Origin of the sequence: Streptomyces sp. MMG1121 (genome assembly GCF_001280015.1) — a bacterium.
Lineage (GTDB): Bacteria > Actinomycetota > Actinomycetes > Streptomycetales > Streptomycetaceae > Streptomyces.
In genome coordinates this window covers 1-13,790 of sequence record NZ_LGDV01000192.1, presented here as the reverse complement: position 1 = coordinate 13,790, position 13,790 = coordinate 1, and the positions used below count along the sequence as shown (strand labels likewise).

Annotated in this window: 11 protein-coding genes and 1 tRNA gene; 3 read left to right on the top strand and 9 right to left on the bottom strand. The window is 69.8% G+C overall.

Features of this window, described 5'->3' with window-relative positions; translation table 11 throughout:
* The first annotated feature begins 2 nt into the window (after positions 1–2).
* Entirely contained in the window at positions 3–233 is a 231-nt protein-coding gene (locus ADK64_RS21630) for a DUF4287 domain-containing protein (RefSeq protein ID WP_053661487.1), read from the top strand.
* A gap of 69 nt (positions 234–302) precedes the next feature.
* On the opposite strand, the gene ADK64_RS21625 is transcribed toward ADK64_RS21630, so the two are convergent.
* From ADK64_RS21625 to ADK64_RS21615, 3 genes are all read right to left on the bottom strand, one after another.
* The gene (locus ADK64_RS21625; protein ID WP_053661486.1) at positions 303–1,160 is read right to left on the bottom strand and encodes a Bax inhibitor-1/YccA family membrane protein; all 858 of its coding nucleotides are present in this window, start codon (positions 1,158–1,160) and stop codon (positions 303–305) included.
* A 170-nt stretch (positions 1,161–1,330) separates the two neighbouring features.
* Entirely contained in the window at positions 1,331–2,503 is a 1,173-nt protein-coding gene (locus tag ADK64_RS21620; protein ID WP_053661485.1) for a 4-hydroxybenzoate 3-monooxygenase, read from the bottom strand.
* A gap of 220 nt (positions 2,504–2,723) precedes the next feature.
* Positions 2,724–2,810: transfer RNA gene (locus ADK64_RS21615), tRNA-Leu, on the bottom strand.
* A gap of 536 nt (positions 2,811–3,346) precedes the next feature.
* On the opposite strand from ADK64_RS21615, the gene ADK64_RS21610 reads away from it, so the two are divergent.
* Both ADK64_RS21610 and ADK64_RS21605 read left to right on the top strand, forming a co-directional pair.
* Positions 3,347–4,117, top strand: a complete 771-nt coding sequence (locus ADK64_RS21610; protein ID WP_053661484.1) for an ABC transporter ATP-binding protein — start codon at positions 3,347–3,349, stop codon at positions 4,115–4,117.
* Positions 4,117–6,645, top strand: coding sequence for an ABC transporter permease (locus tag ADK64_RS21605; protein ID WP_053661483.1), 2,529 nt, complete (start codon positions 4,117–4,119; stop codon positions 6,643–6,645). Before ADK64_RS21610 ends, ADK64_RS21605 begins: the two co-directional genes overlap by 1 nt.
* Positions 6,646–6,716: 71 nt before the next feature.
* Here the strand turns inward: ADK64_RS21605 and ADK64_RS21600 are convergent, their stop codons facing one another.
* From ADK64_RS21600 to eno, 6 genes are all read right to left on the bottom strand, one after another.
* Complete coding sequence (locus tag ADK64_RS21600) at positions 6,717–8,009, bottom strand: SAM-dependent methyltransferase (protein WP_053661482.1); 1,293 nt, start codon at positions 8,007–8,009, stop codon at positions 6,717–6,719.
* 202 nt (positions 8,010–8,211) lie between these two features.
* Positions 8,212–9,591: an NAD(P)/FAD-dependent oxidoreductase gene (locus ADK64_RS21595; protein WP_078992771.1), complete on the bottom strand. Its 1,380-nt coding sequence runs from the start codon at positions 9,589–9,591 to the stop codon at positions 8,212–8,214.
* Positions 9,592–10,063: 472 nt separating this feature from the next.
* Positions 10,064–11,005 carry a Ppx/GppA phosphatase family protein gene (locus ADK64_RS21590; RefSeq protein WP_053661480.1) on the bottom strand — a complete coding sequence of 314 codons (942 nt, stop codon included), beginning with the start codon at positions 11,003–11,005 and terminating at the stop codon, positions 10,064–10,066.
* Positions 11,002–11,556, bottom strand: a complete 555-nt coding sequence (locus ADK64_RS21585; RefSeq protein WP_053661479.1) for a DUF501 domain-containing protein — start codon at positions 11,554–11,556, stop codon at positions 11,002–11,004. The genes ADK64_RS21590 and ADK64_RS21585 overlap by 4 nt, the downstream gene beginning before the upstream one ends.
* Positions 11,557–11,602: 46 nt before the next feature.
* A complete protein-coding gene (locus tag ADK64_RS21580) occupies positions 11,603–12,079 on the bottom strand; it encodes an FtsB family cell division protein (RefSeq protein WP_053661478.1) in 477 nt (158 codons plus the stop codon).
* A gap of 103 nt (positions 12,080–12,182) precedes the next feature.
* Complete coding sequence (gene eno, locus ADK64_RS21575; RefSeq protein ID WP_053661477.1) at positions 12,183–13,469, bottom strand: phosphopyruvate hydratase; 1,287 nt, start codon at positions 13,467–13,469, stop codon at positions 12,183–12,185.
* Between the last annotated feature and the right edge of the window lie 321 nt (positions 13,470–13,790).

Here is a 13,790-nt window from a genome sequence, read left to right as displayed (position 1 = left end):
CGATGTCCCAGCTCTTCTCCGAGGAGACCCACCGCAACCTGCTCGCCCGCATTCCGCACTGCACCGGTCGTGACATCTCCGACTGGTTGCGCACCGTCGAAGAAGGACCCGCCCTGTTCCGCTTCGAGGAGAAGGTCAGCTGGCTCAGGCACGAGCACGGCCTCGCGTACGGCCACGCGAAGGCGATCGTGCACGAGTACGACTTGAGGAGGGCGGCCCGCAAGCTGCTCTAGACGACGAAGGGCCCCGGGCTGCGTCAGCCCGGGGCCCCTACCGTCGACTTCGGCCGACCGACTGGTCCGCTAGTCGTTGTTGGTGAAGATCGCCACCAGTCGCAGCATCTCCACGTAGATCCACACCAGGGTCATGGTGAGACCGAACGCGGCGAGCCAGGACTCGTTCCGCGGGGCGCCGTAGGCGATGCCGTCCTCGATCTGCTTGAAGTCCAGCGTGAGGAAGAACGCGCCGAGCAGGATGGCGAAGATGCCGACGGCCGCGCCGAGCGGGCCGAAGCTGCGCAGGCCGCCGTTCTCGGCGACGCCGAACGCCACCAGCAGCAGGTTGATCGCCATGACGACCATGAAGGCCATCGCGATGGCGAGGCCCATGCGGGCGTAGCGGGCGGTGACGCGGATCCAGCCCGCCTTGTAGACGAGCAGGGTCGCGCCGGCGACCGCCATGGTGCCGAGCACCGCCTGGAAGGGGGCGCCGCTCCAGCGGCTGTTGTACATCTCGCTGATGACGCCGAGGAAGACGCCCTCGAACGCGGCGTACCCGAGGATCAGCGCGGGCACCGGGGTGCGCTTGAAGCTCTGGATCATCGCCAGGACGAACGCGACGATCGCGGAACCGACGGCCAGGCCGTAGCTCGTCGCCGAGACCGGCAGCAGCGCCCAGGCGAGGACGGCGCCGACGGCGACCGTGCCGAGCGTCATGGCCGAGCGGACGACGACGTCGTCCATCGTCATCCGGTCGGTGGTGACCGGGGCCTGCGGCGGTGCGCCGACACCCTGCTGGGCGTACGGGTTCTGCGCGTAGGGGTTCTGCGCGTACGGGTTGCCCTGCGGTGCGTACCCGGCCTGCGGTGCGGTGTTGAAGCCGGCGTAGCCGTTGTCGCGGCTGAACCCCCGTCGCGAGAAGACCGGGTTACTGCTCCTCATCTCACTCCTCGATGGCCGCCGTGCGCAGCCTTGGCTCAAAGCGTAATGGATTGGCAAAGGACCGACCATGATACTTGAGGAGGATCTTTCCCCTGCCGTGCTGCCCCACACGGTACGCGTACGGGCGATTCCCGGCCATGAGTGATCGCGTTCCATGACGAACCTGCGACCTAACCGAGAGCAAAGCCGGTGTACGCCTCGGCCAGGTCGGTCTCGGTGGCGCGGGAGGAGGCGATCCGCTCCAGCCGGGCGCGCTGGAGCCGGGCGTCGAACGGCGTGGCGTCCGGGGCCTGGTGCAGCAGGGTCGTCATGTCGTAGGAGAACCGCTCGGCCTGCCAGACGCGGCGCAGACAGGTCGCGGAGTAGGCGTCGAGGAGGTCCGGGGAGCCGGTCTCCCGCTCGTGGACCAGTGCCCGCGCGAAGGTGACGACGTCGCCGACGGCGAGGTTCAGGCCCTTGGCCCCGGTCGGCGGAACGATGTGGGCGGCGTCACCGGCCAGGAAGAGCCGGCCGTGGCGCATCGGTTCGTGGACGAAGGAGCGCATCGGCGTGACCGACTTGTGGGTGAGGGGCCCGCGCTCCAGCCGCCAGTCGTCCGTCTCGAGGCGCCGGTCGAGTTCGGACCAGATCTCGTCGTCCGTCCACCGGTCGGCCTGCGTCGCCGCGGGGACCTGGAGGTAGAGCCGGGAGACGGACGGGGAGCGCATCGACAGCAGGGCGAAGCCGCGGTCGTGGCGGGCGTAGACGAGTTCGTCGTGCGAGGGCGGCACGTCGGCGAGGATGCCCAGCCAGGCGTAGGGGTACGTCCGTTCGAACACCCGGGAGAGGGCGGCCGGGACGGCCTTCCTGGCCACGCCCCAGAAGCCGTCGCAGCCGACGACGTAGTCGCACTCCAGCACGTCCTCGCGGCCCTGGTGCCGGAAGGCGATGAGCGGCCGGTCGCCGTCCGCGTCCCGGACCGCCAGCGCCTGCGCCTCGAACAGCAGCGGGCCGCCCTCCTTCAGCTGAAGGGCGATGAGGTCCTTGCAGACCTCGGTCTGGGCGTACACCATCACGGACCGCCCGCCGGTCAGGGCGGGGAAGTCGACGCGGTGGCGGCGGCGGTCGAAGCGCAGCTCGATGCCGTCGTGGCGCAGTCCCTCGCGGTCCATCCGCTCCCCGGCCCCGGCGGCGCGCAGCACGTCGACCGTGCCCTGCTCCAGGATCCCGGCGCGCTGGCGGTGCTCGACGTAGGCGCGGTCGCGGCTCTCCAGGACCACCGAGTCGATGCCGGCGCGGTGCAGCAGCCGCGCGAGCAGCAGTCCGGCCGGACCCGCTCCGATGATCCCGACGGTGGTGCGCATGGGCCCTGTCCCTTCCCGCGGCGGCGTCGCCCGCTGGTCGTTCCATTCAAGCCTGTCCCGGCCTGTTCGCCTGGTGAAGTTTTCTTCACCAACTGCTGGCGTGAGTCTGCGCCGGGGTGCGTTCGATGTCAATGGATGAGCGGAAGCAACGCGGGAAACGCCGCGAGAGGGCGGGAGGGGACGGAATGGCCTGCGCGGCCGCCCCCGTCCCAAGGCGCGGTGGTGCCCGGAGCCGGACTTGAACCGGCACGCCCGCGAAGGGGCAGCGAGGTTTAAGCTCGCCGTGTCTGCATTCCACCATCCGGGCAGGCCATGGGCTCCGCGTCGAGGAGTCCGAGCCTATCGGGACCCATCCCCCGATCAGCGGAAGGGTGGACCGATGTTGTCTTATTTTATTGACGTCTGAGGGTGCATCAGCCCGCGGAACGCGCCATCCGCACTTGCCAAACAGCGTGACGTGAGGGGGGTACGCGCGTACGCGGAATGACGGAATTTCACCGTCTGAACAAGGGCGTTCCACCTGTTCTCGACATCGTCCGACACTCTTTCGACGACGCCCGGAGTGCGTCTCGATCGCCTCTCGATCGCGCCTTGAGCGCATCTTGAGTGCGCCTTGGGTGCCTCTTGTGTGTGCCTCGGCGGCGCCTTCCGCAATTTCCCGACCGCAACGCGACCGGGTTCCTCAGGGTCGGCCGTCCTCCCCAGGTATGACACGGCGGCCTCCCGTCCGACCCGAGTCGCCCCCCGGAACCGGAACAGCGACTGACTCCACACGCCTTTTGCGCCGAGACGATGGAGCAGTCCTCACGAACACACGTCGTCCCCCGACAGGAGCACCCTCCCGTGACCACCACACCCACCGCCGGCCGGACCACTGCCGTGGCCGCACGCGCCACGGAGCTGTCGAAGATCTACGGGCAGGGTGAGACCCGGGTGGTCGCCCTGGACCGGGTCTCCGTCGACTTCCGCCAGGCCGAGTTCACCGCGATCATGGGCCCGTCCGGCTCCGGCAAGTCCACGCTGATGCACTGCGTGGCCGGCCTGGACACCTTCTCCTCGGGTTCCGTGCGGATCGGCGAGACCGAACTGGGCTCCCTGAAGGACAAGCAGCTCACCAAGCTCCGCCGGGACAAGATCGGCTTCATCTTCCAGGCCTTCAACCTGCTGCCGACGCTGACCGCGCTGGAGAACATCACCCTCCCGATGGACATCGCGGGCCGCAGGCCCGACAAGGCGTGGCTGGACCGCGTGATCCAGATGGTCGGCCTGTCCGGGCGGCTCAGCCACCGGCCCTCGCAGCTCTCCGGCGGTCAGCAGCAGCGCGTGGCGGTCGCCCGCGCCCTCGCCTCCAAGCCCGACATCATCTTCGGCGACGAGCCGACCGGAAACCTCGACTCGCGCTCCGGCGCCGAGGTGCTCGGCTTTCTGCGCAACTCGGTGCGCGAACTGGGCCAGACGGTGGTCATGGTGACGCACGACCCGGTCGCCGCCGCCTACGCCGACCGCGTGGTCTTCCTCGCGGACGGCCGGATCGTGGACGAGATCCACGGCCCCACCGCCGACTCCGTCCTCGACCTGATGAAGCAGTTCGACGCGAAGGGCCGTACCAGCTGATGTTCCGCACCGCCCTGCGCAACGTCCTCGCGCACAAGGCCCGGCTCCTGATGACCGTGCTCGCCGTCATGCTCGGCGTGGCGTTCGTGTCCGGGACGCTGGTCTTCACCAACACCATCTCCGACGCCTACCAGAAGAGTTCCGCCAAGGGCTTCGACCAGGTCGACGTCGCCGTACAGGCCAAGTACCAGGACTCCGAGGGTGACAAGGTCGGCAGGACGCCCGATCTGACCCGGGCGCTGCTGGAGAAGGCCCAGAAGGTTCCCGGCGCGGCCTCCGCGACCGGCGTCGTCACCGGCTTCACCGCGCTCGCCGGCAAGGACGGCAAGCTGGTCGGCGGCGACTGGCAGTCCGCCGGCGGCAACTACTGGGGCGCCAAGGACGCCCGGTACCCGCTGGTCAGCGGCCACGCCCCGCACGGCAAGGGCGAGGTGCTGCTCGACTCCGAGACCGCGAAGCGGGCCGGCTACAAGGTCGGCGACACCGTGCGGCTCTCCGTCGACGGCCCGGTCCTCACCCCGACCGTCGCGGGCATCTTCACCACCGACGACGGCAACGTCGCGGCGGGCGGCAGCCTCACGCTCTTCGACACCCCGACCGCGCAGGCACTGTTCGGCAAGAAGGGCACGTACGACGAGATCGACGTCAAGGCCGCGGCCGGCACCAGCCAGTCCGCGCTGAAGGCCGAACTCGACAAGGCCCTGCCCACGCAGCTGGTGGAGACCACCACCGGCAAGCAGCTCGCCGACGACCAGGCGAAGGCGATCGCGGAATCGATGAGCGGTCTGAAGCAGGCGCTGCTGGTGTTCGCGGGCATCGCGCTGTTCGTCGGCACGTTCATCATCGCCAACACCTTCACCATGCTGGTCGCCCAGCGCACCCGGGAGCTGGCCCTGCTGCGCGCGGTCGGCGCCTCCCGCCGCCAGGTCACCCGCTCGGTGCTGATCGAGGCGTTCGCGGTCGGCACGGTCGCCGGTGTGACCGGTCTGGCCGCCGGTATCGGCATCGGCGCGGGCCTGCGCTCGCTGCTCGGCTCCTTCGGCGCGAGCGTGCCCGACGGACCGCTGGTGATCAGCCCCGGCACCGTGGTGGCCGCCCTCGCGGTCGGCATCCTCATCACCATGCTGGCCGCCTGGCTGCCCGGCCGCCGGGCCGCGAAGATCCCGCCGGTCGCGGCGATGAGCAGCGTGCACGCCAAGGCCACCACCAAGTCGCTGGTGCTGCGCAACACGTTCGGCGCGCTGTTCGCGGCGGCCGGCGTCGCGGTGGTCCTCTCGGCCACCACGATGAGCGCCGACTCCGCCCAGGGCCCGATGGGCATCGGCGCGGTCCTGCTCATCATCGGCGTGTTCATCCTGACCCCGCTGCTGTCCCGCCCGCTGATCGCGGCCGCCTCCCCGGTGCTGCGCGCCTTCGGCGTCTCGGGCAAGCTGGCCCGCCAGAACTCGGTGCGCAACCCGCGCCGTACGGCGGCCACCGCCTCCGCGCTGATGATCGGCCTGACCCTGATCACCGGTATGATGGTGATGGCGGGCAGCCTGCAGACGGCGATCGACAAGATGGCCTCCTCGGCGATCCGCGCGGACTACGTCGTCTCGATGGCCAACCGCTCCCCGCTCTCCCCGGACGTGGCGAAGAAGCTCGCCACCACCGACGTCGTCACCGCCAGCAGCCCGCTGCGCAGCGCCCCGTCCCGTATCGGCGGCAAGACCGAGTTCCTGACGGGGGTCGACGGCGCGTCCATAGCGAAGCTGACGGACCTGAAGGTGGACGACGGCTCCTTCACCGTGAGCGGCACCCGGGTCGTGGTCGACAAGGACCGGGCCAAGAAGAACGACTGGACGCCCGGTTCGCACTTCACGGCGCACTTCGAGGACGGCAAGGCCCAGCAGCTGACCGTCGCCGGCGTCTACGAGGGCAACGACATGATCAACGGGATCATGCTCGACAACCAGGTCCTCACCCCGCACCTGAAGGACCCGGCCGACATGCAGGTCATGGTCAAGACGGCGGGCGGCACCTCCGAGGCGACGAAGACCGAGCTGGCGAAGGTCCTCGGCACCAACCCGGCGATCAAGATCCAGGACAAGAAGGACATCTCCAACGACGTCGCGAAGATGTTCTCGACGATGCTGAACATGCTCTACGGCCTGCTCGGCATGGCGGTGATCGTCGCGGTCCTCGGAGTCATCAACACCCTGGCCATGTCGGTCTTCGAGCGCTCCCAGGAGATCGGGATGCTCCGCGCGATCGGCCTGGACCGCAAGGCGGTCAAGCGGATGGTCCGCCTGGAGTCGCTGGTGATCTCCCTGTTCGGCGGCGTGCTCGGCATCGGTCTGGGCGTGTTCTTCGGCTGGGCCGCCGGTCAGCTCCTCGGCACGAAGATGCCGACGTACGAACTGGTCCTGCCCTGGGGCCGGATGGCCGTCTTCCTGCTGCTGGCGGGCGCGGTCGGCATCCTGGCCGCCCTGTGGCCGGCCCGGCGCGCGGCGAAGCTGAACATGCTGTCGGCGATCAAGGCCGAGTAGCCGTACGAGGCGCCCCGCACGCGCCACAGAAGAGGGCCCCGTTCCGTCACCGGAGCGGGGCCCTCGCCGTGTCAGGTGTTCCAGGTGCGGGTGCGCAGCGGCAGCCCGGACGCGCCCGAGTCCGGTGTGCGGACCGCCAGGACCTGGTTGACGCCGATGCGGTTGGTCTCGAAGGCGAGCGCGCAGGCGGCCATGTACAGCAGCCAGACACGGGCACGGCCGGGGCTGGTGAGCCGGACCGCGCGGGCCCAGTCCGCTTCCAGGTTGGTGACCCAGCGGCGCAGGGTGCGGGCGTAGTGCTCGCGGATCGACTCCACGTCCCGCACCTCGAAGCCGGCGCGCTCCAGCTGGGTGACGGTGGTGCCGACCGGGGCGAGTTCGCCGTCGGGGAAGACGTAGGCGTCGATGAACTCGTCCACGGTGTACGCCGATTCGTCGCGCCGTGGGCGGCGGGCGATCTGGTGGTTGAGCAGCCGTCCGCCGGGCTTCAGCAGGGCGTACAGCTGGCTCGCGTACTCCAGATAGCGTTCGGCACCGACGTGTTCGGCCATGCCGATGGAGGAGATCGCGTCGAAGGGGCCGTCCACGACGTCCCGGTAGTCCTGGACCCTGATCTCCACCCGGTCGGCCAGCCCCTCCTCGGCGACCCGCTTACGGGCGTAGACGGCCTGCTCCTGCGAGAGGGTGACCCCGAGGACGCTCACGCCGTGCTCGCGGGCGGCGTGGATCGCCATGGAGCCCCAGCCGCAGCCGACGTCCAGCAGCCGCTCACCGGGCGTCAGACCGAGCTTGGCGCTGATGAGTTCGAGCTTGTCGCGCTGGGCGCTCTCCAGGGTGCCGTCCTCTTCCCAGTAGGCGCACGAGTACACCATCGAGGGGCCGAGGACCAGCTCGTAGAAGTCGTTGCCGACGTCGTAGTGGTGGCTGATGGCCCGCTTGTCGGTGCGCCGGGTGTGCAGGCGCCGGCGGGGCCTGCGGAGCTCCTCGCGCGGCGGGGCGGGCGGAATCGGGGGCCCGGCGAGCTTGAGCAGTTCGCGGGCGGCGGCGCGTACGTCGGGATCGCGCACGGCCTCGACGAGGCCGCGGGCGTCCTCCCCGCGCTCCCACACCAGTCCCGCCATCGCGGCGAGCACCGTGTACAGGTCGCCCTCGACGCCCAGGTCGCCGGCGACCCAGGCGCGGGCGAGGCCCAGTTCGCCTGGTTTGAACAGCATGCGGCGCAGAGCGCGGCGGTTGCGCACGACCAGCGCCGGCGCGTCCGGCGGTCCGGCCTGCGATCCGTCCCAGGCTCGCAGCCGTACCGGCAACGGTGCTCCCAGTGCCTGCTCGGCGAGACTCTTCAGCCGCGACGCGGCGTCGGCCATGACGCACACCTCCAAGAAGACGATCCCGGACAGCTGTTCACCACGTAAACACCGTCGACCGTCCCGCGCAGTCCCGCAAAGGAGTTACAACTGAGCAAAACAGTTGTATGTGCCATGTAGGTCACCGCGTCCGGGAACGCCGGAAGACCTCCCGCACCACGGATGGCGGGAGGTCTTCAGGTTGGATCAGCGACCGGTGGGGTCAGGAGGCCTTGGCCTTCTCCTCGGTCTTCGCGGCGACGGCCGGCGCCGGCTTGGCGGCCTCGTAGAACTCCTCGCGGGGGTTCTCCATGGCGCCGAGGGAGACGACCTCGCGCTTGAGGAACATGCCGAGCGTCCAGTCGGCGAAGATGCGGATCTTGCGGTTCCAGGTCGGCATCGCCATGCCGTGGTAACCACGGTGCATGTACCAGGCGAGGCGGCCCTTGAGCTTGATCTTCATCTTGCCCATGACGATCATCGCGACGCCCTTGTGCAGGCCGAGACCGGCCACCGCACCCTTGTTGGCGTGCTCGTACTCCTTCTGCGGGAAGCCCCGCATACCGGAGACCACGTTGTCGCCGAGGGCCTTGGCCTGGCGCAGCGCGTGCTGGGCGTTCGGCGGGCACCAGGCGTTCTCGTTGCCCGCCTTGCGGCCGACGAGGTCCGGGACCTGTGCGTTGTCACCGGCGGCCCAGATGTAGTCCGTGCCCTTGACCTGGAGGGTCGGCTCGCAGTCGACGTGGCCGCGCGGGCCGAGGGGCAGACCGAAGCGGGCGAGGGCCGGGTTCGGCTTGACGCCGGCCGTCCACACGATGGTGTTGGAGTCGACCTCGAGGCCGTTCTTCAGCACCACGTGGCCGTCGACGCAGGAGTCCATCGAGGTGGAGAGGTAGATCTCCACGCCGCGGCTCTCCAGGTGCTCCTTGCCGTACTGGCCGAGCTTGGGGCCGACCTCGGGCAGGATCTTGTCGGCGGCGTCCACGAGGACGAAGCGCATGTCCTCGCGGGACACGTTCTTGTAGTACTTGGCCGCGTCGCGGGCCATGTCCTCGACCTCGCCGATGGTCTCCGCGCCCGCGAAGCCACCGCCGATGAAGACGAAGGTGAGCGCCCTGCGGCGGATCTCCTCGTCGGTCGTGGAGTCGGCCTTGTCCAGCTGCTCCAGGACGTGGTTGCGCAGACCGATGGACTCCTCGATGCCCTTCATGCCGATGCCCTGCTCGGCGAGGCCGGGGATCGGGAAGGTGCGCGAGACCGCGCCCATCGCGATGACGAGGTAGTCGAAGGGCAGCTCGTACGCCTCGCCCACCAGCGGGGCGATCGTGGCGACCTTGCGGTCCTGGTCGATGGTGGTGACCCGGCCGGTGAGGACCTCCGCCTTCGGCAGCACGCGTCGCAGCGGGACGACGACGTGCCGAGGGGAGATGCTGCCGGCGGCGGCTTCGGGGAGGAAGGGCTGGTAGGTCATGTACGACCGGGGGTCGACGACCGTGACGGTCGCCTCTCCGAAGCGCATCTTCTTGAGAATGCGCCGAGCTGCGTACAGGCCTACGTACCCACCGCCTACTACGAGGATCCTGGGACGCTCCGTGGTGCTCATGGCATCGAGTATCCACCCGCCCATCGAGGGGTGCTCGTGCGCCCCTTCACAAGGTCCGACAGAGCCTGTGCTAAACTCCGCGGCTCGCGTGACACAGGTCATGCGGCCGAAACGGAACCCCGGGGCGTTCTGACCCGTTGTCAAGGCCGCGTGAGCTGCTCGTCCGGGTCGTTCGGGGCCTTCGCAGTGATCGTCGCACGGGGCTCGTGACGCCCTCCGGAAACCTCCGCGCAACGTCCCCGGAAAGGCACTCGACGGGCCCTTCGGCCCCCGGATGGGCCAATGAGGGGTCTCTGATCCCCCACCAGGGCCGATTTCCTTGTGAAGAACTTCACGAACTTTTCCGACGGCGTGTCATCGGAACGCCCGAACGGCCCGCTCACACGTTATCCAACCTGCTCAACGGAGGCTACCGGTCGGTAGCAAAGGGGCCGGAAAGAGATCCTCGCGGCCTCTCACGGCCCCTCGTGCCTCACGCGAGGGACCAGGCGATCCCGTCCAGAATGTCGTGTTCGCTCACCACGACCTCCTCCGCACCGATCCGCTCCATGATCGCGAGCAGGACGAGGGCGCCCGCGCCGATGACGTCGACCCGGCCCGGGTGCAGGGACGGGATCGCGGCGCGCTCGGCGTGCGTGGAACGCAGCAGCCACGCGGTGATCTCGCGGACCCGCTCGTACCGAACCCGGGAGTGGTGGATGCGCGCGGAGTCGTACTCCGGCAGTTCCTGGGCGATGGCCGAGATGCTCGTGACGGAGCCGGCGAGGCCCACCAGGGTGTGCGCCTCGCGCAGCGGGACCGTCCGCTCGGCGAGGTCCAGGGCGGCCTCGACGTCGGCCCTTATGGCGGCGACCTGCTCCTCGGTGGGCGGATCGGAGACCTCGCCGCCGTGCGCCAGGTGACGCTCCGTCATCCGCACACAGCCGACGTCCACCGAGCGCGCCGCCCGGACGTGCTCCTCGCCGACCACGAACTCGGTGGAGCCGCCGCCGATGTCCACGACCAGATAGGGGCGGGCCAGGTCGGCGCGGCCGGTCAGCTCCTTCGTGGCGCCGGTGAAGGAGAACTCGGCCTCCTGGTCGCCGGTGATCACCTCCGGCTCGACACCGAGGATGTCCAGCACGCCCCGCACGAACACGTCGCGGTTCTCGGCGTCGCGCGAGGCGGAGGTGGCGACGAAGCGCAGCTTCTCGGCGCCGTGCTCCTTGATGATCGCGGCGTACTCACGGCACGCGGCGAACGTCCGCTCCAGCGCCTCGGGCGCGAGCCGCCCGGTGCGGTCGACGCCCTGGCCGAGCCGCACGATCGTCATCCGGCGGTCCAGGTCGACCAGTTCGCCCGTCTTCGGGTCCGCGTCCGCGACCAGCAGACGGATGGAGTTCGTACCGCAGTCGACGGCGGCGACACGGGTCACTTCTCGTTCTCCTCGGTGTGGACCGGCTCGCCGTCCTCGCCGAGCGTCACGCAGGCTCCCTTGCGCCACCACTCGGGCAGCATCGCCAGGGCCTCGTCGCCGAGCGGGTTCACGCCCGGGCCGGCGGCCAGCGAGTGGGCCACCAGGACGTGCAGGCACTTGACCCGGTCCGGCATGCCGCCCGCGCTCGGGAAGCCCTTCAGCTCCTCGATCTCGTCCCGGCGCCGGATGTAGTCCTCGTGCGCGGCCCGGTAGGCGGCGGCCAGTCCGGGATCCGTCTGCAGCCGCTCGGTCATCTCCTTCATCACGCCGTTCGCCTCCAGCGTGCCGATGGCGGAGGACGCCTTCGGGCACGTCAGGTAGTACAGCGTCGGGAACGGTGTGCCGTCGGGCAGCCGCGGCGCCGTCTCCACGACGTCCGGCTGACCACAGGGGCAGCGGTGCGCGATGGCCCGCAGGCCGCGCGGCGGGCGGCCGAGCTGCTGCTTGAAGGCCGCTACGTCCGCGTCGGTGGGCTCGGTGCGCGGGGTGGGCGGCGGAGGCGTTTCCATGACTGCTTTCGGATGACTTTCTGTCGGTCACCGGCCGGAGGCCGGCTTACTGGTCGGAGGCGTCGGACTTGTCGACCCCGTCCCAGACGTTGGCGTACCAGGGCCGGTGGGCGGCCCTCAGATCGGCGCGGGACTGCCTGGCCGCGCCCGGGTCGACGACCACGTACCCGGTCTCGCCCGGCATCACATAATGCAGCCGGCGCCGGATCTGCTGCTCGGCGTAGGTGTCGTCCTGCCAGCGCGCCTTGAGGTCGCGCAGCTGCTCGACGCGCTCCCGCGCCTGCTCCTGCTGCCGCTGGAGGTCGGAGATCTGCGCACGCTGGGAGACGTACTGCCGCATCGGATAGGCGAGCGCGACGATCATCGAGCACAGCACCAGCGCGAGCAGCGCGGCGCGGCCCGTGAGCCGGGAGCGGCGGGCCTGCCGCTTGGTCTGGGAGCGGTAGACGCGGGCGGCCGTCTGCTCGCCGAGCAGCCGCAGCCTGGTCGCGGTGGAGAACCGGTCCCGGTCCTTCACAGCCATCTTCCCCGCCTCCCGTCAACACGCGCGTACGTCCCCGGACACGGTACGGGACCGGGTACGGGGACGTACGTACGACTGGCTAAGACTTGGCCCGGGTCGCCGTTCAGCCCTTGAAGCGGGGGAACGCGCTGCGGCCCGCGTACACCGCGGCGTCGTCGAGGATCTCCTCGATGCGCAGCAGCTGGTTGTACTTGGCGACGCGCTCGGAGCGGGCCGGGGCACCGGTCTTGATCTGGCCGCAGTTGGTGGCGACGGCCAGGTCGGCGATGGTGACGTCCTCGGTCTCGCCGGAGCGGTGCGACATCATGCACTTGAAGCCGCTGCGCTGGGCCAGCTCGACGGCGTCCAGGGTCTCGGTCAGCGAACCGATCTGGTTCACCTTCACGAGCAGCGCGTTGGCGGCGCCGTCCTCGATGCCACGGGCGAGGCGCTCGGGGTTGGTGACGAACAGGTCGTCGCCGACCAGCTGGACCTTGTCGCCGAGCTTGTCGGTGATGACCTTCCAGCCGGCCCAGTCGTCCTCGAACAGCGGGTCCTCGATGGAGACCAGCGGGTAGGCCGCCACCAGCTCCTCGTAGTACTCCGTCATCTCGGCGGCGGAGCGCTCCTTGCCCTCGAAGAGGTACTTGCCGTCCTTGTAGAACTCGGAGGCGGCCACGTCGAGCGCGAGGGCGATCTGCTGGCCGGGGGCGTAGCCGGCCTCCTTGATGGCCTCGAGGATGAGGTCGAGGGCCTCGCGGTTCGAGCCGAGGTTCGGGGCGAAGCCGCCCTCGTCGCCGAGACCGGTGGACAGGCCCTTGTTCTTCAGGACCTTCTTCAGGGTGTGATAGACCTCGGTGCCCCAGCGCAGCGCCTCGGAGAAGGACTCCGCGCCGATCGGGGCGATCATGAACTCCTGGATGTCCACGTTGGAGTCGGCGTGCGAGCCGCCGTTCAGGATGTTCATCATCGGCACCGGCAGCAGGTGCGCGTTCGGGCCGCCCAGGTAGCGGAAGAGCGGGAGGTCGCTGGCCTCGGAGGCGGCGTGGGCGACGGCGAGGGAGACGCCGAGGATGGCGTTGGCGCCGAGGGAGCCCTTGTTGTCGGTGGCGTCCAGGTCGAACATGGCCTGGTCGATCAGGCGCTGCTCGGTGGCGTCGTAGCCGACCAGCTCCGGGCCGATCTGCTCGATGACGGCGAGGACGGCCTTCTCGACACCCTTGCCCTGGTAGCGGTTCGGGTCACCGTCGCGCAGCTCGATGGCCTCGAAGGCGCCGGTCGAGGCGCCGGACGGGACGGCGGCACGACCCGTGCTGCCGTCGTCGAGGCCGACCTCGACCTCGACCGTGGGGTTGCCTCGGGAGTCCAGGATTTCCCGGGCTACGACGACGTCGATGGACGGCACGAGCATCTCCTTCTTGGATGTGACGCTGGAAGTGCGGGGCGGTGTGCCTTGCGGCTCTGCCTTGCGACTAGAGCCTAACCGTCTCCGGGGGCTCGGCCACCGACCGACCGACCCATGGGCGGGAAGGACACGCAGACGGTACCCATTGTTCACCGACGGAACAAAGAGGGCCTCCGGTGATGCCCGGCTGAAGAGTGGGAAAACGGGGCGCGGAGAGCAGGGGTGGGGCGCCGGGGCGCGGGGCGAGCGGGGGCGCCGGGGCTGGGCGCGGTGACGGAGAGTCGGACGCCGGGGCTGGGCGCGGTGGGGCGCGGGGCGCCGAAAGAG